Origin of the sequence: Marinilactibacillus sp. 15R, from assembly GCF_001895285.1 — a bacterium.
Lineage (GTDB): Bacteria > Bacillota > Bacilli > Lactobacillales > Carnobacteriaceae_A > Marinilactibacillus > Marinilactibacillus piezotolerans.
The window spans coordinates 876,497-898,620 of record NZ_CP017761.1; the positions used below are offsets into that span (position 1 = coordinate 876,497).

General features: G+C 35.4%; 16 protein-coding genes. 9 read left to right on the forward strand and 7 right to left on the reverse strand.

The window, feature by feature from the left end:
- Window positions 1–17 precede the first annotated feature (17 nt).
- The 3 genes from BKP56_RS04280 to BKP56_RS04290 all read right to left on the reverse strand — a co-directional run bounded on the left by BKP56_RS04280 (window position 18) and on the right by BKP56_RS04290 (window position 3,412).
- Window positions 18–1,625: a PTS transporter subunit EIIC gene (locus tag BKP56_RS04280; RefSeq protein ID WP_072693867.1), complete on the reverse strand. Its 1,608-nt coding sequence runs from the start codon at window positions 1,623–1,625 to the stop codon at window positions 18–20.
- A gap of 160 nt (window positions 1,626–1,785) precedes the next feature.
- Complete coding sequence (locus BKP56_RS04285) at window positions 1,786–2,541, reverse strand: MurR/RpiR family transcriptional regulator (RefSeq protein WP_083540465.1); 756 nt, start codon at window positions 2,539–2,541, stop codon at window positions 1,786–1,788.
- 19 nt (window positions 2,542–2,560) lie between these two features.
- A complete protein-coding gene (locus BKP56_RS04290; protein ID WP_072693869.1) occupies window positions 2,561–3,412 on the reverse strand; it encodes a MurR/RpiR family transcriptional regulator in 852 nt (283 codons plus the stop codon).
- Between the two features lie 148 nt (window positions 3,413–3,560).
- On the opposite strand from BKP56_RS04290, the gene gnd reads away from it, so the two are divergent.
- Window positions 3,561–4,457, forward strand: coding sequence for a phosphogluconate dehydrogenase (NAD(+)-dependent, decarboxylating) (gnd, locus tag BKP56_RS04295; protein WP_072693870.1), 897 nt, complete (start codon window positions 3,561–3,563; stop codon window positions 4,455–4,457).
- A 141-nt stretch (window positions 4,458–4,598) separates the two neighbouring features.
- On the forward strand, window positions 4,599–6,158 hold the full coding sequence (gene gntK / locus BKP56_RS04300; protein WP_072693871.1) for a gluconokinase: 1,560 nt from the start codon (window positions 4,599–4,601) through the stop codon (window positions 6,156–6,158).
- A 31-nt stretch (window positions 6,159–6,189) separates the two neighbouring features.
- Here the strand turns inward: gntK and BKP56_RS04305 are convergent, their stop codons facing one another.
- The 3 genes from BKP56_RS04305 to BKP56_RS04315 form a co-directional block, all read right to left on the reverse strand.
- Window positions 6,190–6,954 (reverse strand): MurR/RpiR family transcriptional regulator, encoded by a 765-nt coding sequence (locus BKP56_RS04305; RefSeq protein WP_072693872.1) that lies wholly within the window; start codon window positions 6,952–6,954, stop codon window positions 6,190–6,192.
- A gap of 389 nt (window positions 6,955–7,343) precedes the next feature.
- On the reverse strand, window positions 7,344–8,687 hold the full coding sequence (locus tag BKP56_RS04310) for a 6-phospho-alpha-glucosidase (RefSeq protein ID WP_072693873.1): 1,344 nt from the start codon (window positions 8,685–8,687) through the stop codon (window positions 7,344–7,346).
- A gap of 27 nt (window positions 8,688–8,714) precedes the next feature.
- Complete coding sequence (locus BKP56_RS04315; RefSeq protein ID WP_072693874.1) at window positions 8,715–10,340, reverse strand: alpha-glucoside-specific PTS transporter subunit IIBC; 1,626 nt, start codon at window positions 10,338–10,340, stop codon at window positions 8,715–8,717.
- Window positions 10,341–10,686: 346 nt separating this feature from the next.
- Here BKP56_RS04315 and BKP56_RS04320 point away from each other — a divergent pair, with 346 nt between their 5' ends.
- The 3 genes from BKP56_RS04320 to BKP56_RS04330 all read left to right on the forward strand — a co-directional run bounded on the left by BKP56_RS04320 (window position 10,687) and on the right by BKP56_RS04330 (window position 13,639).
- Entirely contained in the window at window positions 10,687–12,138 is a 1,452-nt protein-coding gene (locus BKP56_RS04320; protein ID WP_072693876.1) for an ABC transporter substrate-binding protein/permease, read from the forward strand.
- Window positions 12,131–12,856, forward strand: coding sequence for an amino acid ABC transporter ATP-binding protein (locus tag BKP56_RS04325; protein ID WP_072693878.1), 726 nt, complete (start codon window positions 12,131–12,133; stop codon window positions 12,854–12,856). The genes BKP56_RS04320 and BKP56_RS04325 overlap by 8 nt, the downstream gene beginning before the upstream one ends.
- A 282-nt stretch (window positions 12,857–13,138) precedes the next feature.
- Window positions 13,139–13,639, forward strand: a complete 501-nt coding sequence (locus tag BKP56_RS04330) for a DUF5626 family protein (RefSeq protein ID WP_072693879.1) — start codon at window positions 13,139–13,141, stop codon at window positions 13,637–13,639.
- 73 nt (window positions 13,640–13,712) lie between these two features.
- Here BKP56_RS04330 and BKP56_RS04335 read toward each other — a convergent pair whose 3' ends face one another.
- Complete coding sequence (locus BKP56_RS04335; RefSeq protein ID WP_072693880.1) at window positions 13,713–14,354, reverse strand: helix-turn-helix domain-containing protein; 642 nt, start codon at window positions 14,352–14,354, stop codon at window positions 13,713–13,715.
- Window positions 14,355–14,598: 244 nt separating this feature from the next.
- Between BKP56_RS04335 and BKP56_RS14220 the strand changes: the two genes are divergently transcribed.
- From BKP56_RS14220 to BKP56_RS04360, 4 genes are all read left to right on the forward strand, one after another.
- On the forward strand, window positions 14,599–14,655 hold the full coding sequence (locus BKP56_RS14220; RefSeq protein WP_442914828.1) for a hypothetical protein: 57 nt from the start codon (window positions 14,599–14,601) through the stop codon (window positions 14,653–14,655).
- A 126-nt stretch (window positions 14,656–14,781) separates the two neighbouring features.
- Window positions 14,782–17,241, forward strand: a complete 2,460-nt coding sequence (locus BKP56_RS04345; RefSeq protein ID WP_072693881.1) for a heavy metal translocating P-type ATPase — start codon at window positions 14,782–14,784, stop codon at window positions 17,239–17,241.
- 242 nt (window positions 17,242–17,483) lie between these two features.
- A complete protein-coding gene (locus BKP56_RS04350) occupies window positions 17,484–18,590 on the forward strand; it encodes an IS4 family transposase (protein WP_072693882.1) in 1,107 nt (368 codons plus the stop codon).
- 1,418 nt (window positions 18,591–20,008) lie between these two features.
- Window positions 20,009–22,069, forward strand: a complete 2,061-nt coding sequence (locus BKP56_RS04360; protein ID WP_072693886.1) for a heavy metal translocating P-type ATPase — start codon at window positions 20,009–20,011, stop codon at window positions 22,067–22,069.
- Window positions 22,070–22,124 lie beyond the last annotated feature (55 nt).

Consider the following 22,124-nt stretch of genomic DNA (forward strand, 5'->3'; position numbering starts at 1 on the left):
TTCCCTTCTTATTTAAATTATTCTTCTGGATCTCGACCAAGATATTTTTCCACTGATCTCCGTACGCTATTAACCTGCAGTCCGTAGACAACCTGTACGTTCTGATCTTTTACGATGACGCCGCTAGCGCCGGTATCTGTCCGTAAAGTCTGTTCATCGACTAATGCAGGATCTTTTAAAGTTAAGCGCAAACGAGTATAACAGTTAGTGATAGTATTGATATTTTCTGGTCCACCAAGGGCTTGTACAATAACGGGTGCAGAACCTGTTTCGGCTTCTCTATCTCCAGTAACCGTTTCAACAAGCTGCCCTGATTTTGCTGCTTGATAGTCTTTTTTTGAATAAAGTTTTGTATCTTGTACGGCATCTTCTCGACCGATCGTTTTGAATTTGAATTTAGTGATCAAGAATCTAAATGTTAAATAGTAAATGATGAAGAAGGCAATTCCGACTAAAATAAAGATCGGCCATCTTGTCCGTTCAATACCTAAAGGAACATTGTAAAGCAAGAAATCTATAAAACCATTTGGTCCAATTGCACGAACATTTAGTAAATTTAAGACAACCATACTGAATCCACTCATTACAGAGTGAATAACGAATAATACAGGTGCAATAAACATGAATGAAAACTCGATTGGCTCAGTAACCCCAGCGACAAAGGAAGTAAAGACGGCTGGAATTAAAATAGCTTTTGCTTTCGCTTTATTTTCTGGTTTAGCAGTATGGTACATTGCTAAGCAGGCACCAAGTAACCCAAACATTTTCGAGATTCCACGAGCATCCCAGATAACACTTTGGTTTAATAGACCACCAGATGGGTCTGCTATTTCAGCAAAGTAGATGTTACGAGCTCCTTCAAAGACTTCACCGCCGACTTCTGCAACACCACCCAGAGAAGTATATAAGAAAGGGGTATAAACCAAGTGATGTAAACCAGTTGGAATGAGTAAACGTTCAAGTGTACCATATAAGAATAATCCAAAGTTGCCTGTCTGGTTAATAAATGTTCCGGTTGCATCAATTCCAGATTGAACAACTGGCCAGATATAACTCATCAGAATTGCGAAGATGACAACGATTGGGATCAATACGATAAACACAAAACGAGAACCCCCATAAATTTGGAAGGCATTATCAAATTCTATTTCAGCAAATTTATTATGAACAAGTGCGACAACGACTCCTAGAATAATTCCTAAAAATACACCCATGTCTAATACTTGAACACCCAACACCATAGATTGACCTGTTCCCTGTAGAGACTGGGGATCTACGAGCAGTTCATTAAAAGACAGGAAGTTATTCATTGCATATATAAATACCAAAAATCCTAAAAGTGCAGTAAATCCTGCTTCTGCTTTTTTCTTGTTGGCTAAGCCCACAGCAATACCCACACAGAATATGAGTCCCAAGTTTGTCAAGATAGAAACGAGTGATCCTGATAAGATTGATCCGAATCCCATAGTGATCGGATTATCTAAAAAGGGAAGCAACTCAATCAATCGAGCGTTTGTAAACAAGTTTCCTATCGCGATTAGCAAACCCGCAATAGGTAGAATCAGTACAGGAATAAACATGGCTTTTGCAAAGCGCTGCATTCCATTCATTAACTTATCTTTCATCTTCTTTCCTCCAATTCAATTTTTTCATTCTTTTTTAAACTTTTTGTAATAAGAATGATTGATCTAAAATTAGTATAGCGTGTAAGCGGTTCTAATGTTAGCGTTTTAAAATAGTAGAAACGTGTTTCTTGATAAAGAAACACGTTTCGCATAAAAAAGTTTAAGATTCTAATTGGGTTAAGTATTGTTCAACAATGGATTCAAAAGATAGTAAAACACCGGGGAAAAAGAGGTTAGGAAGCATATTGCGATCATCCAGTTGATGGGTATCCAGAATCTGGATATTTAAATCAGATATTGATCCGATTCGGTTATCGGCTTCTTTTGTGAAAGCAACAGTATAGATTTCAGCATCAACAGCTTTTTTCAGTTTGCGGTAAACTTGTTCTGTTTCACCGGACTTAGAGACAACGATCATTGCACCAATGTCATCTAAGTTATTTTCAAACACACCCACTGAATCAGACCCACTAGCTAGAATCGCTTTCCTTCCTAGAACCAAAAACTTCTTGTAAATATACTCTGCTGCAATCTGAGAGAAACCGGTAGCATAAATAAAGATATATTTCTGTTTCAGTAGCAGTACATTATCAATGAATTGTTGAGTATTTTCGTAAGAACAGTTTTTAATCAACGATTTAAAATCAGTACTTAATATGGTTTCATTCTCAGTATTCGAATTATTCTCTGCTTTTTTAATCATTGGAAGTAATGAATAATACATATCAGTAAAACCAGTATATCCCAGTTTTTTAGATAATCTTATAACAGAAGCGGGAGATGTATAAGTTGCACTTGCTACAGCACGTACGCCCATATCTTGAACAGTATCAATATGAGCTATAAAGTACTGAAGAATCGTTTTTTCTAAAGAAGTTAATTTTTTCCCAGCTGTCAATTTGCTTAAGTCTATCAAATGTATGCTCCTTTACAAGTTAAATTCTACGGTTTTGAATAGCATTTCTGACCTTGGTGATAGATTTTTTGCCTTTTTCATCTAATCTCATCAAGATATTGACATAAATAGCATCAAGAAGACTGAGTTGAGCTATTCTTGAAGCTAGTGCCTCAGATCGGAAATCTGTTTCTTCCGATAAAGTGTAAAGTGGAATATCAACTTGTTGACTAAAAGGGGATTGTGTAAAACTAGTGATTCCTATAGTGAGCACGTTATTTTGTTTTAGAGTATCTAATAATCCGAGAATATCTTTGGAATGACCAGTATGAGAAATAAGAACAGCGACACTGGAATCTGTCATCTGAGAAGCAGACATTAACTGCATATGAGCATCGATTTGAGCAGAAACAGGTAATCCGGTTCGGATGAACTTATGATATCCGTCCAGAGCAATAACGTTAGAACCGCCAAATCCAAATAATTCAATTCCATCTGCTTTAAGCATTGCATTAACTGCGCCTTTAAAGTGATCTTCATCAATAACCGTTAACGTATCTTCCAGTGTTTTGATATTTGATTGGAAAACTTTCTTTAAAACAGTTCTTTCATTATCTTCGGAAGATAGATGCTCATGAATATCATGCAATTCTTTTACTTGTTCAGAGGCTAAAGCAATTTTCATATCTTGAAATCCTTTATAACCAAGGCGTTTACAAAATCTAAATACAGTAGAATCTGCTAGACCAGTATCATCGGCAATCTGATTAATCGTTCCATGAATAATTTTTTCAGGAGAAGCAGTAATATAATCAGCTAATTTCTTTTCTTTCTCGCTAAATGTTCTATAAATAGATCGAATTCTCATTTTGCAGGTTTGTTTATTTTCCATCGTCTAAACGAACTCCTTTGTTAGGGATTACCCTAATTATAGATTGAAAAGAAACAAAAGAAAATATTTTTCTATAAATTACTTGTAAGAAATAATATTCTTTTATATACTGAGGGTACGAAATAAAATTTTACAGGAGGTAGCTAAAATGAAATTAGCAATTTTAGGACTTGGAAAAATGGGATTTAATCTAATGCAGAATTTGTTAGACCACAAACATGAAGTGGTAGCTTTTGATATTGATCATAATTTAGTTGAGCAAGCTGAAGCAGTAGGTGCAAAAGGTGTAACGAGTATTCAAAAAGTATTTAAACAATTGGATGGCAAAAAAATTATTTGGATGATGGTTCCTGCAGGAGAAATTACCGAAAAATTGATAGTTGATTTGAAACCGTATCTATCTGAAGAAGATATTCTGATAGACGGTGGAAACAGTAACTATAAAGATACTGTTAAACGATATCATGATTTAAAAAATAAAGGTATATCTTATATTGATGTTGGTACAAGTGGGGGAATGGAAGGAGCAAGAGAAGGGGCTTGTACCATGATTGGTGGAGATAAAGAAGTATTCGATCAGATAGAACCTATTTTCAAAGACATTTCTGTAGAAAATGGATATTTGTATACAGGTGAATCTGGAAGTGGTCATTTCTTGAAGATGGTTCATAATGGAGTAGAATATGGGATGATGCAAGCAATGAGCGAAGGGTTCGATATTCTGGAAAAGAGTACGTATGATTTTGATCACGAAAAAGTAGCGCGAGTCTGGAATAATGGTTCGGTTATACGGTCTTGGTTGATGGAACTTATGGAGTCTGCTTTTTCTGAAGATCCTAAATTAGATAAAATTAGAGGAATCGTTCATGCTTCCGGAGAAGGAAAATGGACAGTAGAAACAGCATTGGAATTAGAGACTGCTGCGCCTGTTATTGCTTTATCTTTGATGATGAGAAATCGCTCTTTAGAAAGCAATTCTTTTAGTGGAAAAGTTGTTGCCTCTTTAAGAAATCAGTTTGGAGGACATGCAGTTGAAAAGCAGTGAGACTACTTGGTATAAGCCATAGTCCGCATTTTTTGCATGGACAGAAATCGATATTAGAGTTAAGCTTAAACAAGAATTAAATAAAGAAAAGTGAATTGATAGTGCGATTATAAAATATCGTTACTAGAGAGGAAAATGAATGTGAAATCTTACATGCTTGGTGTAGATATAGGAACGACTAGTACGAAAGCTGTTTTATTTGATCTTAAAGGGAATGCATTTCAGCAATCTTCAGTAGAGTATCCACTGAATGTACCAGAACCAGGGGCTGCTGAACAAGATCCGAAAGAAATACTTGAGGCAGTAAAAGAATCAATCAGAACTGTAATGAAAAGAAGTGAAATCGATAAAAATGCTTTGAAATTAATTTCATTTAGTGCAGCTATGCACAGTGTGATTGCAGTGGATAAAGAAGGAAATCCATTGACACCTTCCATTACTTGGGCAGATCAAAGAAGCGAACCATATGCAGAGAAAATAAAAAAACAAACAGGATTAGAATTATATAAAAAAACGGGGACACCAATCCATCCTATGTCTCCTTTGACTAACATTAGCTGGATTAGAGAAGAAAAGCCGAATATATTCAAACAAACTGCTAAATTTATAGGAATTAAAGAATATGTATTTAAAGCATTTTTTAATGAGTACGTAGTAGATCATTCCATCGCTTCGGCAACTGGGCTTTTAAATATCTACACAATGGAGTGGGATGCTGAAGCGTTAGAAATTGCGGGAATTGGTCCAGATCAGCTTTCTAAGCTGGTACCTACTACATCTCAATATAAAGGTATAGACCCGATACTTGCTGATGAAATGGGTATAAGTTCAGAAGTTCCTTTTATTATAGGAGCGAATGATGGATGTCTAGCTAATCTTGGTGTAGATGCAGTGATGCCTGGTGAAGTAGCGATAACGATTGGTACAAGTGGTGCGATTAGAACAGTAACAGATAAACCAGTCACTGACGAAAAGGGACGAACATTTTGCTATGCTCTAACTGAAAACCACTGGGTCATTGGCGGTCCCGTTAATAATGGGGGAATGGTACTGAGATGGTTGAGAGATGAATTTTGTTCTGAGGAAGTCAAGATAGCAAAAGAACAAAATCAGAACCCCTACGACCTAATCACTGACCGCATAGATCAAGTAGCAGCCGGATCTGAAGGATTGCTGTTTCATCCGTATTTATCTGGAGAAAGAGCGCCATCCTGGAATGCTAATGCCAGAGGATCATTTTTTGGACTGGCCATGCATCATAAGCGCGAACATATGATGCGTGCTGTGCTTGAAGGAATCAATATGAATATATATATGGTTCTTTTAGCGTTAGAAGAGTTGATCGGTACTCCAAAAGAAGTCCGAGCAACCGGAGGATTTGCACATTCGGCTGTCTGGAGACAAATGGTCGCAGATATTTTTGGACAGGAAGTCCACGTACCTGAAACTGTCGAAAGTGCCTGTCTAGGCGCAGCAATCTTAGGCTTGTATGCAATGGGAGAAATTGATGACTTATCTGAAGTTAAAAAGATGGTCAAAACAAGAACCATTAATCACCCAGATAAAGAAAAAGGATTAGTATATAAAGAACTGCTGCCGATCTTTATTCGTTTGAGCCGATTATATGAACAAGAATATGAAGCTGTAGTAGATTTTCAGAAGAAATATACAAAAATTAAAGAAGACAAGAAACTGAATTAATTCAGCTTCTTGTCTTTTTTAATTTGAATGTCTACTTGTTAGTTTTAATATCCATCAAATAGTCTACATATTCTCTTCTTAAAGAATCCATCAATTGAAAGATTGGCAGTAAGCTATACATATCTTCTTCCATATAATTGACTGGAGTACTCTGAAAATATAAGTTATAAGTTGCCATAGAAGCTAAGACGTTATTTGATAAATTTGTGATTGAAAGAATAGGAATATTTTTCATTTTTAAAAGTCGAGTTACTTGTTCTGCTTGTTTTATATCACCACTCAAAGAGACAATGATAACGAGATCATCCGGTTGAACAGCACGCTGAACGATGACTTCAAACTCACTTAAAGATTCTAATAATAGCGGGAATTTTTTTAAATCTATCATGCCTCGATTAAAATTTTTCAACACAGTTCGCTGTCCCCAGCCAGTTCCATAACAATAAATATTTCTAGCAGCATGAAAATGTTCAATGATTGGATATATCTGCTGCTGGCTAAATAATTTGGCTGTTCCGCTTAAATCGGTCTCTTGTAAACTTGAGAAAGAAGTTGCCGAAAGAGATCTGGTGTCGTCATTATTTTTTAGTGCGTATTTGAATTCACTAAATCCTGAAAATCCTAGTTTTTTTGTTAATCGGAGTACACTAGACTTAGAGGTCAATGTTTCTTTCGCCAACATAGTAATCGTCATTTGTTTAATGGATTTTTTATGTTGCATCATATACTGTACGATATGTAAATCATTCTCATTTAATTCTGAATAATGCTGATTGATTAATGCCTCGAGATTCATCAGATACCTCCCTTGGAATAATAGTATAAGTATAACATACTAAGCAATTTTGAAAGGTATAAAATACTAAGATTAGACAAAAGGTAATAGGTTAATAAAATTATGTAATTAGTAAATAGTTTTTAAGGCAAATATAGGAAGATTACATTTATCATACTAGATATAGTTTTTATAACTGGAATTTTATTGCAAAATAAAAAAGCTAAACAATGACTACGTGTGATATTTAAATTAAAATATTCTTGAATTTATTCTGTTTGAAAATTAAAATCCAATAGTTTTATAATTGCAATATATAAAGAAGTTGAGCATTCCTAATTTAAATAAATTAAAACTCGGAACCTATAGTAAATAAGGTTCCGAGTTTTTGAGTGAATTTATTATTTTTGTTAAGTTAATTCTGGCCAATATTCTTTATTTACTTCTATCAGGTCATCCAAAATCTGTTTCGCTACTCGCGCGTTTGGCATCGTTTTAGAAAGGAAAAGTGCCTGCCATAATTTTTGGTAAGATCCTTCTGTCCAGGCTTCTACAACGAGTTTTTCTACAGCAACTTGCTGTTCCATCAGACCTTTCTGGAATCGAGGGATTTCACCTTGAGTCAAAGGCTCAGCACCTTGAGAACCTACGATACAAGGGACTTCTACCATAGCATCCTCATCGAAGTTGACAATAGCACCTTTGTTAGGAACAATCAGCAGCATACGTTCTTTTGAATTATAAGCAATAGCTCTTGCTAGATCAACAATGTACGTAGCGTGTTCATCAGCTTCAAGTTTTGCGTCTTCAGCTGTTTGAATATTAGCAATTCTATTACATTCATTAAAAGTATTTTTCTCTCTGTGCTCCATTACTTCATTAGCGCGAGTATGTTCTGGATTACTATGCTCAACTTCATCTTGAGGGTAGAAGTAATATTTTAAATAAGTGTTTGGTAAAGTATCGGGATCTAACCATTGCACTTCTTTTGCTTTACCAAATGTATAGAACCAGCTAGGTTCGATTTCTTCTTCAGCGGCCCCATTCAATTCAGCAGGAGTAATATACCCATTTTTTGATACCCACTCTTTTAATTCAGGCATCAAGTCGTTTCCATCTTTATCACGTATATCAGTCCACCATCCAAAATGATTTAAACCATAATATTTTACAGTCATATCTTTTCTGGATTCTAGACCAAGCACATCTTTCATACGATTTTCGATTCCAACAGGCATGTCACAGATATTGATGATTTTACTATTTGGACGTAATTTTCTGGTCGCTTCAGCTACAATAGCAGCCGGATTAGAATAATTGAGCATCCACGCCTCTGGAGAGTATTGTTCCATATAATCAATTAATTCTAAAACACCTCCAATTGAACGCATTCCATAAGCAATCCCGCCGGGTCCGCAAGTTTCCTGACCGATTACACCGTATTTTAATGGGATTTTTTCATCTTTTTCCCGCATAGCGTATTTTCCTACTCGAATATGAGCCATTACAAAATCGATATCACTGAATGCTTCTTCGGGATCTGTGGTTGCTACGAATTTTATGTGGGGTGCCCGCTCTTTTAATATAACTTCTGTGGCATCGGCAATTTGCTGCTGTCTTTCTTTATCATTATCATAAAATTTTAATTGACGGATGGGGAATTTGTCTAAATTTTCCAAAAGCATTAATACGATTCCGGGAGTAAAAGTACTCCCTCCACCAGCTACTAATATTGACTGTTCTTTAAGTGACATATAAACTACTCCTTTTATTTTATAGATTTAATCTTTTTGTTTTGCGACTTCATTTTCAAAATATTCTCTAACTTGAGGAACATCTAGTCCGACAATAACCTGCAGTGCTTTTCCATTTTTTACTAAACCATGTGCGCCATATTGTTTGAAGAATCCATCTTCTGCAATGAGGGATTCATCCGCAACACTAACTCTTAAACGGGTTGCGCAGTTATTGATATTCGTTATATTATTACCACCACCTAATCCTTCTAAAAAGTGAATTGCTTTTTGGGCATTTGGATCTAGATCAGCAATAGGGTCATTATCGCTCGAGCCTTGGTCATGAGATTGTTTATTTTTTTCTTTAGCCCTCTTCTCACGGTAGTCAGCTTTTTTAAACATCTTTGCTTCTCCAGTATCTTCTCTACCGGGTGTTTTAATATTCCATTTTAAAATAGCAAATCTAAATATGAAGAAATAAATGACACTAAAGACTAAACCGACTCCAAAGAATAGAAGAACAGCATTTAGGTGATTTGATGCCATAGGTACGATAAAATAAGAAATATTAGAAAGTAAACCACCGCCTATAACCGCTGATACACCTAATGAATACAAGGTGAAGCTTAATAAGGCTGCTAATAGGGCGTGTACTGCAAAGAGTTGTGGTGCTAAGAAAAGAAAAGTAAACTCGAATGGTTCAGTAATCCCGGCCATAATAGCTGTTAATGCAGTAGGTAAAACTAGAGCAAAGGTTTTCTTTCGATTTTCGGGTTTTGCAGTGACAATGAAAGCTGTTCCGATGCCGATTGGTGCAAACACTTTGGAAACATTGTGGAATCCAAATCCTGCTTCTGGAATAATATCTCTCAAATTTCCTGAAGTAGAAGCAATTTCATTTAAGTGTTCCATCCAATATGGAACAAGACCTCCCTCAACAACAGCTGGTCCATATTCAAAAGGCTGATAAATGAAGTGATGTAATCCTGTTGGAATTAATATCCTTTCTAAAAACACGTACAGACCAACGCCAATTGAACCACTGCCAGCCATGAACCCTTGTGCCTGACTAATCAGATCTTGGATTGGTGGCCAGATCCAAACAGTCAAGAATGCAAGAATTAAGGTAGTAAAAAATCCAATGATGACGACCATAGATGTTCCTTGGAAAACACCGAGCCATTCTGGCAATTTCTTTTCAAAATAGCGATTATGGATCCATACAGTAAGACCGGCAATTGCTAATGCACCAATCAAGTTTGTATCTAGCGTTTTGACTCCGCCGATTTCTTTTAATCCACTGATCCCTCCAACAGATTGGGAGTAGTCAACACCAAAATTGGTTCCCCAAATACCTAAAATCCCAGCAATAAAGTTATTCCATGTCATATAAACAACGAATGAAGCTAAGGCGGCACGAGCGCTCGCTTTATTAGCAAGACCAATTGGTAGACCGATCACAAATAATATTTCCATATTGTTAAAAATCGTCCATCCACCGGCCTCAACTACTGACCAAATGTTACTCCAGAATGTTCCTTCACTTGCAAGTGTTCCTAATATTAATTCACTTTGCATCGCAATTGAAAAAGCTAATAAAATCCCGTTAAATGCAAATAGTAAAACGGGTGTGAACATTGCACCTCCAAATCGCTGGAGTTTTTCCATCATATTTATACACTCCTTTTTTTCTATTTATAATATTTTGGTTCCGTTTACATTTTTATCTTAATTAAGTTAAGGGAAAGAGTAAATAACTTGAGAACAAGGAGGGATAGAGTTCGCTGATAGAAAGATTTCCCGGGATACGAGAAAATTCCCACAACTCAAAAAATATACATTTATATTGCATAAAAAAGAGTTATATATAATAAATAAACTATTTCTATTTATTATATTGCATAATTATCTACATGATGGTATGATATTTTTCAACGTTAGCAATAATTGATTATAAATAACTTTATACATTATTTATGCGAATGGTTATTAATTATGAAGTGAAGGAGAATAGAAAATGAAGAAACAGTTAAAAGTTATTATTGCCTTTTTTATACTTACTATCCTGTTGTTTATACCGACTGATGTCGTATACGCAGAAGATGGTTCATTAGCTCGAGTACAAGAAAGTGGAGAATTAGTTATTGGTACAAGCGCAGATTTTCCCCCATTTGAATTTTATGCTGAGGTAGATGGTGAACAGCAAGTCGTAGGAATGGATATTATGATTGCTGAAAAAATCGCTGATGATCTTGGAGTAGAGCTAGTTGTTCAAGATATGGAATTTGATAGCTTATTACCAGCGCTTGAATCCAACAATGTAGATATGATTGTTGCTGGAATGACTCCGACTGAAGAACGTCGTAAAAGTGTTAATTTCTCAGATATTTACTATCAGACTTTCCAGAATATTATGGTTCGAGCAGAAGATAAGGAAATCTATAATTCTATTGATTCATTAGCTGGACAAACAGTCGGAGTGCAGACGGGATCGTTACAAGAAGAGCTTGCACAACAGATTCCTGATGTAGAGTTGATGCAACTAGGGAATATTAATGATCTGCTGTTAGCTTTACAGACAAATCGTATTGAAGCAATTGTTATGCAGGGTCCGAATGCAGAAGCTCATGCTGGTAATGATAATTCCTTATATACATTCGAAGGTGATTTTGAGCTTGATGAACAAGACCAAGGCTCAGCAATTGCAATCAGACCAGGGGAAGATTCTCTTGTTGCAGCTGTGAATGAAAGCCTTGCTGAAATTAAACAGGATAATCTGACAGAAGATTATCTTGCAGTAGCTGGAGAGTATATGGCAGAAGAGACAGATACCGGGTTTGCTTCTACTTACTGGTCATATTTTTTAGATGGAATGCTTGTTACAATCATGATCTCAGCTATTGGTGTATTAGTGGGAATGGTTCTTGGATTTATTCTTTCTCTTATGAGGTTAACTCAAAATAAACTACTTCGTTTCCTGGGTTCGGCTTATGTAGAATTTGTTAGAGGTACTCCTCTGATGATTCAAGTCATGTTCATTTACTTTGGAGCAGGAGTATTCTTTGATTTACCTGCATTGACAGCTGGTATAATTGCTGTTTCCTTAAATAGTGGAGCTTACATCTGTGAAATTATCCGTAGTGGATTAAATTCTGTCGATAGTGGACAGGCTGAGGCAGCAAGAAGTTTGGGTATGAGCAAGCGTCAGTCCATGAGATATATTCTTTTCCCACAAGCGTTGAAAAATATATGGCCAGCATTAGGAAATGAATTTATTACTGTTATAAAAGAATCTTCTATTGTTTCTGTAATTGGTGTTGGAGAATTGATTTTCCAGACAAGAGTTGTACGTTCGATCTCATTTAAAGGGATTCTACCATTATTTATAACGATGCTGGTTTATTTCTTCCTGACTTTTACACTGACAAAAATATTGAATTATTTTGAAGGGAGAATGAATCATGATTAGTGTCAAACATTTAAAAAAATCATTTGGAAAAAATGAAGTATTAAAGGATATTAACGAGGAAATTAGCCAAGGAGAAGTTGTAGTTGTCATTGGCCCATCTGGTTCTGGGAAATCCACTTTTCTGCGGTGTCTAAATTTACTGGAAGAACCCACAGATGGGGAGATTGTATTTGAAGGGACATCATTAACAGGTTTGAATGAGCAAAAGCTTAATCAGCTGCGTCAGAAAATGGGGATGGTGTTCCAGCAATTCAACCTTTTTCCACATATGACTGTTCAAAAAAACTTGACCATCTCTCCTGTTCAAACAAAAGAAATCAGTCAATCCGAAGCAGATAGTAAAGCTGCCCAACTATTGCAACAAGTTGGCCTGGGGGATAAACTGGATGCTTATCCGTCTAGCCTTTCTGGTGGTCAGAAACAACGTGTTGCAATTGCACGTGCACTTGCAATGGATCCAGACGTCATGCTGTTTGATGAACCGACATCTGCATTAGACCCAGAGATGGTTGGAGAGGTATTGAATGTTATGAATGAACTAGCTAAATCCGGAATGACAATGGTTGTTGTAACGCATGAGATGGGATTTGCAAGAGAGGTAGCAGACAGAGTACTCTTTATGGATGACGGGCATATTGTTGAACAAGGAACTCCTGAAGAAATCTTTAAGCACCCTAAAAATCAGAGAACTCAAGATTTCTTGGCCAAAATTTTATAAGTGTAATAAGAGAGAAGTTTGAACGTAAGCCTTTTATAGCTGAAATTATATAAGGGTAAGTAAATATAAATACCGCCAAACAAAGGTTGGAATTACCTGGATTTGGTGGTATTTTACTTTTCACTAGTCCTTTTTACTTTTTTTCTAAAAGTAACTATAAGTTGAGAATGTAAAAATGCTAATAAAAAGTAGTTAATTAATTTTGAAAAAGTAAATAAAGCGGTTCCTATTTGCCATAATAAAAATAACAGTTATAATAAAAATAAAAAGGAGATTACGAATATGAAAAAATATTTTGTTGTATTGGTATGGATAATGGGAATAGGTATTTGGTCACTTAATCAATCTGTGGAAGCGGCAGAGAATTTTACATATGATCTTGAAAAGGGTGGAGAACAATCGGGGAACATTGAAATGCCAGATGGAGAAAATGTTACATTAACGGTTGAAGAAGTCCCTGCAAGTTTATCTCAAACTAATATAAACAATGGATTTCATACTTTTGCTACCGTACAAAATAAATCCTATTTGATAAAAGGTTCTCAAGCTCTTATTTGGAATGCTAGTTTTAAAATTTTAGTAAATAATAAATTAATTACTAAAGCAAGTGATGCCAAAGCTTCATCACCAACAGGTCGAGTTTATTATAGTAAATTAAAATTATTCAGCACCAAGAAAAAAGCTTCGTTAGAGTTCAAAATTGATCAATGGATCGGTGGTATCAGAACGGTTCAATTAGTTTCAACCATTAGTGGAAATAATTTAATTGTTACACATAATTAAATAGAAATAAGCTGGTCTTGATCAATAAATCAAAGGCCAGCTTATTTCTATTTAATAGGTAATAAGCTCGTGATTATTCATTAATTTCTTCAAGGATGCTATTCTCAGATTGTTTTTCTTCAGCTGGTAAATCTGATTCAAGAGGAATGACTTCCACATCTGTGAACCAGCCAAACTTCATACCCATGTACCCATAAGCAGTAAGAGTGATTAATAGTAGCGATGCAACAATTGTTACTGTGTAAAATATTTTTTTCCTTCTATAACGAAGAGCTAAAATGGCCATTGGAAAAGAAATGAGTAAAAAGGCAGGATGCAAGACAACAGGAAATAGAGCGATCAGAAATATAGCAACAATATGAAAATTAATTAATTTTAATAACTCTATACAAGACCTAAAAGGATTTTTACCTTTTTTGTTATTTGGCTTTTTAGATACATAAGATTTATTTGAAGAATCGGCAGTTTGTGCTGGATTTGACTGTGATGCTTTAAAATTTTCTGTATATATAAGATCATCATCTGGTTTCAATAAATCATCTAAAGAGATATTGAAAAATTTACTAATTTGTTTTAAGACTTCGTGATCTGGTTTTCCAGCTCCTCTTTCCCATTTTGAAACAGCTTGGCGAGTTACGTAAAGTTCTTTGGCTAATCCTGTTTGGGAATACCCGTTATCTATCCTCAATTGTTTGATTCTATCAGAAAATTCCAATACAGCACCTCCTTATATATGTATTATTTTACTATACGATTTTAACCAAATAAAGACTGAACGTGAACATTTGATGTATTTTATGATGATTTCCTGCTTAATTGAAAAGTAAAGACATAATATTCTTATAGGAAGACTTGACTTATATCGTTTACAGTTGTAAACTTAATTTAAATATTTATATTATACAGGATAAGAAAGGGAGATAAATATCATGAAAAAAACAATCTTTAACATTAAAGGTATGAGCTGTGAACATTGCGTAAACAAAGTGGAAACAGCGTTACAAAAGCAAAAGTGAACTTGAAAAAAGGTACCGCAAAAGTGAAATACGATGAAACCATTCAAACGGTTGATAATCTAATTTCTGAAGTAAAAGAAGTTGGGTATGAAGCAGAAGCAGTTAGATAAGAGGGGCTGTTAGGTAATGACTACAAAAATACTGAATATAGAAGGAATGACTTGTGCTTCTTGTGTGCAGACTGTAGAAAAAGCGACCAGGAATTTAGAAGGTGTGCAAGAAGCTAATGTAAACCTGGCAACTGAAAAGTTGAATATCAGTTACGATGAAAGCAGGCTTTCGGTTGAGGAGATTCAATCCGCTGTTGCTCAAGCTGGATATAAAGCATTGACAGGTAGAGAGCATAAATCATTCAATATAGAAGGAATGACTTGTGCATCATGTGCACAGACAGTTGAAAAAGCTACTGGTACATTAAATGGAGTTATCAGTTCCAGTGTAAATCTAGCAACTGAAAAGATGACAGTCGATTATGATCCCGCAATCTTAACAGTATCTGATATTACTCAAGCAGTTGCTGATTCTGGGTATGCAGCACATGAAGACATAGATTCAATGAATACTGTAGATGACTCAAAAGTAAAAAAAGAAAAATATATCCATTCTATGTGGAAAAGATTTGTAGCATCTGCAATAGTTACTGTTCCCTTGCTGTATATATCTATGGGACATATGGTTGGATTACCTTTACCATCCGTTATTGATCCTATGATGAATCCCGGTGTATTTGCGTTACTGCAACTGATATTGACCCTACCTGTTATGTTTTTCGGGCGCCAATTTTTTACTGTAGGGTTTAAAACTTTATCCAAAGGACATCCTAATATGGATTCTTTAGTTGCGTTAGGGACAGGTGCGGCATTCATCTATAGTTTCGGGGCAACAATTGCGATCTGGTTCGGGTATGGAGATTTTTCCGAGGTATTATATTATGAATCAGCGGCTGTTATTCTGACTTTAATCACATTAGGTAAATATCTTGAAGTACGTTCTAAAGGAAAAACATCTGAGGCAATCGAAAAATTAATGGGTTTAGCACCTAAAACTGCTTTAGTCGTTAGAGATGGAAAAGAAACGAGTATATCTATTGATGAGGTAGTAGTTGGAGATACAGTCATTGTTAAACCAGGGGAAAAAATTCCAGTAGATGGTACGGTGCTAGAAGGAATGACTTCCGTTGATGAAGCAATGCTGACAGGTGAAAGTATTCCTGTAGAGAAAAACCCAGGTGACAATGTTATCGGGGCAAGTATTAATAAAAATGGAACGATTCAATACAAGGCAACAAAAGTCGGTAAAGATACAGCTTTATCACAAATTATTAAGCTTGTTGAAGAAGCTCAAGGTTCGAAAGCACCCATCGCTAAAATGGCAGATATCATTTCTGGGTATTTTGTACCAATCGTTATAGTCATAACGCTAATTTCTAGCTTAGCCTGGTACTTTGGTGGAGAAGATGGACTATTTTCTTTGACAATCGCCATTTCAGTACTCGTTATTGCTTGTCCATGCGCACTTGGCTTAGCTACTCCTACAGCTATCATGGTTGGGACTGGTAAAGGCGCAGAAAATGGGGTACTAATCAAAGGTGGAGTTGCTCTGGAAACAACTCATAAAATACAAACTATTGTATTTGACAAGACAGGAACGATTACAGAAGGCAAACCCAAAGTTACAGATATTATCACTGAAAATGGAATTTCAGATACTGAATTACTGCAGCTGACAGCTTCAGCTGAAAAAGGTTCCGAGCATCCTCTCGGAGAAGCAATCGTTAAAGGAGCAGAAGAAAAAGACTTGAAACTAATCAAGTCTGAAAACTTCAATGCAATTCCTGGTCAAGGTATCGAAGTAGAAATTGATGGGAAAAAATTACTAGCAGGCAACAAGAAATTGATGAATATTCGTAATATTTCCTTGAAAACTCTTGCTGAAACAGCAGATACATTAGCTGGAGATGGAAAAACGCCCATGTATGTTGCAATCAATGATCAGATAGCTGGAATCATAGCTGTTGCAGATACGGTCAAAGAAAATAGTGTTGCAGCAATTGAAAAGCTCCATAGAATGGGTATTGAAGTAGCTATGATCACTGGTGACAATAAAGGTACAGCGGAAGCAATCGCTGAACAAGTGGGAATCGATAGAGTGCTCAGTGAAGTTCTTCCGGAAGATAAAGCTAATGAAGTGAAAAAACTTCAGTCTGAAGGGAAAAAAGTAGCAATGGTTGGAGATGGAATCAACGATGCACCAGCTCTTGCCCAAGCAGAAATAGGTATTGCAATTGGTTCAGGAACAGACGTTGCGATAGAGTCTGCTGACATTGTATTGATGCGAAGCGATTTAATGGATGTTTCAACAGCTGTAGAATTAAGCAAGGCAACGATCAGAAATATTAAAGAAAACTTGTTCTGGGCATTTGCTTACAATATAATAGGTATTCCTTTTGCTATGGGGATTTTCTACTTTTTTGGTGGTCCTTTACTCAACCCGATGATTGCCGGAGCTGCAATGAGTTTGAGTTCAGTATCAGTGTTACTGAATGCTTTACGTCTAAAACGTTTCAAGCCTTCAGTAATAAAGTAGCTGTCTTATTTAATTGAGTGCAAATTTTTGTGAATCAATTAGAGAGCTTATTTTTATTAATGAGTACAGCTAACAAAAATAAAAATTTTGAATCTTTCTTAGGTGAATAGAACAAATTAAAAAACGACTATATTCCAGAACACTAGTGTTGCATTAAATAATTTAACTGTTTCAACACATAAAAAAGTCCTTTATAATGGGGTTGGATGACTTATCCAAGACCAAAACAAAGGACTTATAGCATGGATAAGTATAAAACAAAAATGACCATAAATAAATGGTTTTCGTACATTTCTTTAGAAAAATTAAGTGAAACGTCTCGACAGGTTATCGGTCAGTTTAATCGCTATTCAAAAAAGTTAACGTTTAAGAAAGTACTGAAACTCTTTCTCTATGCGATTAATGATGAAACCGATAGCCTACGGCATTTGGATCAACAGTTGGTCAACCCAAAATTAAAAAAAGTGATGGGTATTGAGTCTATTAGCTATTCTCAATTGTCACGTGCCCTGCGAAAGATGGAACCCTCCGTATTGATGGATATTTTCACGCAATTACTTTCACTGGTTCATGAAAAAACAGCGGTGCAATCAAAAGAAAGAGTGTTCTTAATTGATTCGTCCACTTTTTCACTGAATAAAACGCGGTATCCCTGGGGCACGTTTCGCCCGACTAAGTCGGGAATCAAACTGCACTTAAAAGTCTGTCATATGAAAGAAGGATGGGTGCACCCTGAACAATTCGAACTGTCCAATGCCTCTGAACACGACCATGATCACTTGAACGTCTTTATTAATGAGAAACGGGCGACCTATGTTTTTGATCGCGGGTATCTGGATTTCACTCAGTTTGATCAAATGAACTGGGAGGGCTACTTTTTCGTCTCCCGCATTAAAAAGAATACAGCCGTTCATGTTCAAGCGCACTTGGAAGTGTCTCATGAATCAGGGATTATCAGTGACCAATTGGTTCAGCTGGGCAAATCGACCTACCTGACGGGGTTGTTTCGTTTAATAACGATTGAACGTAAGCATCGATCGAATCTGCGTATCCTGACGAACCGAATGGATCTTTCAGCAGAGGACATCGGAAAAATGTATCAATCAAGATGGCAGATCGAGTTGTTTTTCAAGCATATCAAACAACATTTGACCATTAAAACGTACTATTCACAGTCTGAACAAGGTGTAGAGAATCAGGTGATTCTTGCGATGATAGTCTACTTATTGACGTTACTGATGAAACTTGAATTAAGGTTGAAATCAAGCCTCTTCACAATTTTGAGACAAATCAGAGCGTTACAGTATGAACCGTTTGAGTGTTTCAAAGCATCGTTCGCACCTGGTTAAGTGAAAGAAAGTGCAAATAGACTAAGCGACAACTGAATAACCCTAAAAATTTCTGGAAAAAGTCATCCCTTGCGCCAGCAATTGACTTTTTTGGAAATTTTAATGAAAACTACTTGTGATTAAAGTAACAATGTATAAAAATCATTTATTCTAAGTTTTATGCAACACTAGTGATTCCAGAAATATTTTGTATTTAGTGGTATTAGTAAAAATGAATTAAATAAACAGCCCAACAAACTTTTTTGGGCTAACTCTTGAAGGTGGAATAATATCGTATCCTCTTCAAGAGTTTTTTTGTTTAGTTAATCGAAATGAAGAATTTAAATTTGCTTGAACGAATTAATACATATAGAAAAATATAATTAGTTTTATACCTTCCGGATCTTATGTTTCATGGTTTCTATGATAATATTTTTATAAATTAAATGATCTAATTAAAATAATATTTCGTTTATTTTTGTAAAATGAAAGAGATTTTTACTATTGTATAAATTGTGACAAAAAATGTTTTACATAAATTTTTAATTTAAAATACTTTAACTAAAGGGTTTTTGCAGGGGGCAACGGAACGTTGCTCCCACTTTTTTTAAAAAACAGGCATAATATAACTAAGTAAAATAGTAAGTTTTTCTAATAAATACATAGGTAATCAGTCACTTAATATATATAGATTTAAAGAAGGGATTATAGTATGAAATTAATTTTAGCAGGATTTTTACTATTGTTTTTTAAAGTGAATTTTACGATATTCGATTATAGTTTAGTATACATTTTTACCAATATATTTGGCTATCTTTTAATTCGGATAGGAATAGAAAAAACTGATGAATCAGATGAGATTTTCACGAAAGATTCTTTGTGGTTTTATGCTACTATGAATTTAATCCTTTTAATTTGTCTCTTATTCGGAGTGAGACTGGAATCCATTTCACTGAATTACATTGACTCGTATATCCTAGCTTTCACTATATTGTTCGTACATATTTATTTATTTGTTTATCCAATGTACCTTTTTACACAGTTTATCCTTTATCTTGAAAAAAATTCTATGTGTCTAAAGGTGAATAAAATTCAAATCATTTTAAAAGTGACAATTGTTTTAGCGATGATGATTAGTTTTAGCTCTTTTCTTGTTTCGAGTATTCAGTATCTTTGGATTATGGTAATTGGGTTGCAACTTTACATGCTGATCATATTAAGCAAAAATTCTAAAATAGCAAAATTGTTCAATATGAAAAAATAGTAAAATATTCAAAACAGCAATTAATAGAGGAAAAGTATCTTATAAGATACTTTTTTTATTTACCTAATAAGCTTTTTAGAAGAAGTAAAGTGTATGAGTTGATTATTCATAATAATAGACGTAAAATGATTACAAACGTAATCGTTTGTAAATTTATTTGTAAGGAGACTAAATAATGGAAAATCATCATCAACATGAGCAGATGAAACACGAAGACCAAAAAGGGGAAATGAGTCATCATGGACATGGAGCTCATGGTGGACATGCTGGACATCATGGTCACCATGCACACATGGTAGAAGATTTTAAAAAAAGATTTTGGATTTCATTGATAGTTGCAATTCCGATAGCCATTCTAGCTCCGATGTTACAGAATATTTTCGGATTTGAGGTTTCCTTTCCTGGTTCAGATATTGTGCTATTTGTTTTAGCTACATTTATTTTCTTTTATGGAGGAAAACCATTTTTAACTGGAATTAAAAGCGAAGTCATTGATGCAAGAACTCCTGGAATGATGACATTAATATCTTTAGCAATTATCACCTCTTATGTATATAGTACGTTGACAACCTTTTTTATTGAAGGTAGCGATTTCTATTTTGAGTTAGCTACGCTGATCGTAGTTATGCTTTTAGGTCATTGGATAGAAATGCGATCTCAGATGGGTGCTTCAAAAGCACTGGAGAGTTTAATCGATTTGATGCCTAATGAGGCAAATAAACTGGATGAATCTGGAAATACAGAGGTTGTTTCAGTTGAAGAACTTCATCCGGGAGACCATATTCTTGTCAAAACTGGAGAAAAAATTCCTTTAGACGGCATTATTCTAGAAGGGAGCTCTTCCATTGATGAATCAATGCTGACTGGGGAATCCGTACCTGTTGAAAAAACGAAAGACCAAGAAGTAATAGGTGGTTCAATAAATGGTGAGGGTGCATTGAAAGTTAAAGTAGATAAAGTTGGAGAAGATACTTATCTATCTCAAGTTGTAGAACTTGTCAGAAATGCTCAAATGTCAAAATCAAAAGCTCAAGGATTTGCAGATCTTGCAGCAAAATGGTTGTTTTACGTCGCCGTGGTAGCGGGATTAATTACATTTACGTATTGGATTATTGCTTCTGATTTTGAGTTTGCGCTTGAAAGACTTGTTACTGTGTTAGTCATAGCTTGTCCTCATGCACTTGGACTGGCAATGCCGCTTGTCAGTTCTGTGTCTACTTCTATAGCTGCTAAAGAAGGGCTATTGATTCGTAATCGGACTCAGTTTGAAGATGCCCGAAAAGTGGATAAAGTCGTCTTTGACAAAACGGGGACTTTAACTGAGGGGAACTTTGGAGTAGAAGCACTCGTTCCAGAAGAAGGCACATCTGAAGAAGAACTTTTACAAGTTGCTTTTTCTATTGAAAAACAATCAGATCATCCTATAGGAAAAGGAATCGTTAGAGAAGCTGAAGAGCGCAATATTGAATCTTTAAAAGTCAGGGACGTTGAAACACTAACGGGAAAAGGATTGAAAGGAATTATCGATTCTAAAGAGATTAAGATTATCAGTCCCGGAGCAATGAAAGAAACAGAGATTAATTTTGATGAAGCTCAATTTCAAGATCTTTCAGGAAAAGGGAATACAGTTGTTTTTGTCTTGAGAGATCACTCTTTAATGGGAATGATTGCTGTTGGCGATCAGATTCGCCAGTCTTCTTATGAAATTATTCGTGAATTAAAAGAAATGGGAATAGATACAGTCATGATAACAGGAGACAACCAGAAAGCGGCAGATGCGGTCGGAAAAGAATTAGGATTAACTGAAGTTATAGCTGAAGTCCTTCCGGATGGGAAATCAAAAGAGATCGAAAGATTAAAGGAACAAGGCAGTAAAAAAGTTGCGATGGTTGGAGATGGAATCAATGATGCCCCAGCTCTAGCTGCAGCAGATATCGGTATCGCAATAGGTGCTGGTACAGATGTTGCAATTGAAACAGCTGATATTGTATTAGTTGATAGCGATCCACGAGATCTATTAAGTATCTTGAACTTATCTAAAGCGACCCAGCGGAAAAATATCCAAAATCTGATCTGGGCTGCCGGATATAACATTATTGCAATTCCGTTAGCAGCAGGTGTACTCATTAACTTTGGTATCGTCGTAACGCCAGCAATCGGAGCAGCGATCATGTCATTAAGTACAATTGTTGTGGCGATTAATGCTAGATTGCTGAAAATAACACATAATGAATAATATTACAAAGAAGTAATTTTAAAAGATATTTCAATAAGTTAGTGAAACGCAAGAT

Excerpts from the sequence above, each read along its gene's own strand:
- BKP56_RS04280 (WP_072693867.1), bottom strand. The coding sequence starts at position 1,625 with ATGAAAGATAAGTTAATGAATGGAATGCAGCGCTTTGCAAAAGCCATG.
- BKP56_RS04290 (WP_072693869.1), bottom strand. The coding sequence starts at position 3,412 with ATGGAAAATAAACAAACCTGCAAAATGAGAATTCGATCTATTTATAGA.
- gnd (WP_072693870.1), top strand. The coding sequence starts at position 3,561 with ATGAAATTAGCAATTTTAGGACTTGGAAAAATGGGATTTAATCTAATG.
- BKP56_RS04305 (WP_072693872.1), bottom strand. The coding sequence starts at position 6,954 with ATGAATCTCGAGGCATTAATCAATCAGCATTATTCAGAATTAAATGAG.
- BKP56_RS04310 (WP_072693873.1), bottom strand. The coding sequence starts at position 8,687 with ATGTCACTTAAAGAACAGTCAATATTAGTAGCTGGTGGAGGGAGTACT.
- BKP56_RS04315 (WP_072693874.1), bottom strand. The coding sequence starts at position 10,340 with ATGATGGAAAAACTCCAGCGATTTGGAGGTGCAATGTTCACACCCGTT.
- BKP56_RS04320 (WP_072693876.1), top strand. The coding sequence starts at position 10,687 with ATGAAGAAACAGTTAAAAGTTATTATTGCCTTTTTTATACTTACTATC.
- BKP56_RS04325 (WP_072693878.1), top strand. The coding sequence starts at position 12,131 with ATGATTAGTGTCAAACATTTAAAAAAATCATTTGGAAAAAATGAAGTA.
- BKP56_RS04330 (WP_072693879.1), top strand. The coding sequence starts at position 13,139 with ATGAAAAAATATTTTGTTGTATTGGTATGGATAATGGGAATAGGTATT.
- BKP56_RS04345 (WP_072693881.1), top strand. The coding sequence starts at position 14,782 with ATGACTACAAAAATACTGAATATAGAAGGAATGACTTGTGCTTCTTGT.
- BKP56_RS04350 (WP_072693882.1), top strand. The coding sequence starts at position 17,484 with ATGGATAAGTATAAAACAAAAATGACCATAAATAAATGGTTTTCGTAC.
- BKP56_RS04360 (WP_072693886.1), top strand. The coding sequence starts at position 20,009 with ATGGAAAATCATCATCAACATGAGCAGATGAAACACGAAGACCAAAAA.